This is a genomic window from Saccharopolyspora sp. (genome assembly GCF_017434145.1).
Classification (GTDB): Bacteria; Actinomycetota; Actinomycetes; order Mycobacteriales; family Pseudonocardiaceae; genus Saccharopolyspora_C; species Saccharopolyspora_C galaxeae.
Genome location: NZ_JAFRFW010000754.1, coordinates 1 through 1646 on the forward strand (window position 1 = coordinate 1; position 1646 = coordinate 1646).

Genomic DNA, 1646 nt, shown 5'->3' on the forward strand with positions numbered 1-1646 from the left:
CTCGGCCACAGCGGAGCGGAGTCCGTCCCGGAGCAGCGCGCGTTCCGGGACATCGGTTTCGACTCGCTCACCGCCGTCGAGCTGCGCAAGCGGCTGGTGGCCCGCACCGGGCTCGCGCTGCCGAGCACGATGGCCTTCGACCACCCCAGCGCGGCCGCGCTCGCCGCGTTCCTGCGCGCCGAAGTCGTGGGCGCCGAGGTCGGGGACGCTGACCAGCGGATCACCGCGACCGGCGCGGCCGACGACGAGCCGATCGCCATCGTGGGCATGGGCTGCCGGTTCCCCGGCGGCGCCGACACTCCCGAGCGATTCTGGGAGCTGGTGCTCAGCGGCACCGACGCGATCAGCGAGTTCCCGGACGACCGGGGCTGGGACGCCGACCGGCTCTACGATCCGGACCCGGACCGGGACGGCACCACCTACTCCACGCTCGGCGGATTCCTGCACGATGCAGGGGAATTCGACCCGGGATTCTTCGGGATCTCCCCGCGCGAGGCACTGAGCATGGACCCGCAGCAGCGGCTGCTGCTGGAGACCACGTGGGAGGCGTTCGAGCGCGCGGGCATCGACCCCGGCGCGGTGCGCGGCAGCCGCACCGGCACCTACGTCGGTTCGAGCTTCCAGGACTACGGCAGCGGCGCGGCCGAGGGTTCCGAGGGCCACATGGTCACCGGCACCAGTCCGAGCGTGCTGTCCGGCCGGTTGTCCTACCTGTTCGGCCTGGAGGGCCCGGCGGTCACAGTGGACACCGCGTGCTCCTCGTCGATGGTGGCGCTGCACCTGGCCGCGCAATCGCTGCGCAGCGGCGAGACCGAGCTGGCGCTGGCAGGCGGTGCGACGGTGATGGCCGAGCCCGCGCCGTTCATCGCCTTCAGCCGACAGCGCGCGTTGGCCCGCGACGGGCGGTGCAAGGCGTTCTCCGCCGACGCGGACGGGATGACGCTGTCCGAGGGCGTGGGGATGCTGGTGCTGGAGCGGGTGTCCGACGCGCAGCGGCACGGGCACGAAATCCTCGCCGTGCTGCGCGGTTCCGCGGTCAACCAGGACGGCGCGTCCAACGGCCTGACCGCGCCGAACGGTCCTTCGCAGCAGCGGGTGATCCGGCAGGCGCTCACCAACGCTGGACTGTCCACTCAGGACGTCGATGTGGTGGAGGCGCACGGAACCGGCACGGCGCTGGGCGATCCGATCGAGGCGCAGGCGTTGCAGGCCACCTACGGGCGGGATCGCGATCCGGCCGAGCCGCTGCTGCTGGGCTCGGTCAAGTCCAACCTCGGCCACACCCAGTCCGCGGCCGGCGTGGTCAGCGTGATCAAGATGGTGCTGGCGATGCGGCACGGCGTGCTGCCGCGGACGCTGCACGCCGACGAGCCTTCCGGGCACATCGACTGGTCGCCGGGCACGGTCGCGCTGCTGCACGAGAACACGCCGTGGCCGGAGACCGGTCCTCGCAGGTGCGGTGTGTCCTCGTTCGGCATCAGCGGGACCAACGCGCACGCGATCCTGGAGCAGCCGCCGGAGGCGCCGGTCGCCGGGCCGGCGATCGCCGAGCCCGCCGATGCACGACCGCAGGTCATCGACCTGCCGCCGACGCCGGTGCCGTGGGTCCTGTCGGCCCGCTCGGAATCGGCGCTGCGCGCCCAAGC

At 72.8% G+C, this 1646-nt stretch carries 1 protein-coding gene; it reads left to right on the plus strand.

Annotated features, from left to right (window positions below):
* Positions 1-1646, plus strand: a 1646-nt coding sequence (locus IJH84_RS20470) for a beta-ketoacyl synthase N-terminal-like domain-containing protein (RefSeq protein WP_295147699.1), incomplete at both ends; no start/stop codon positions are given.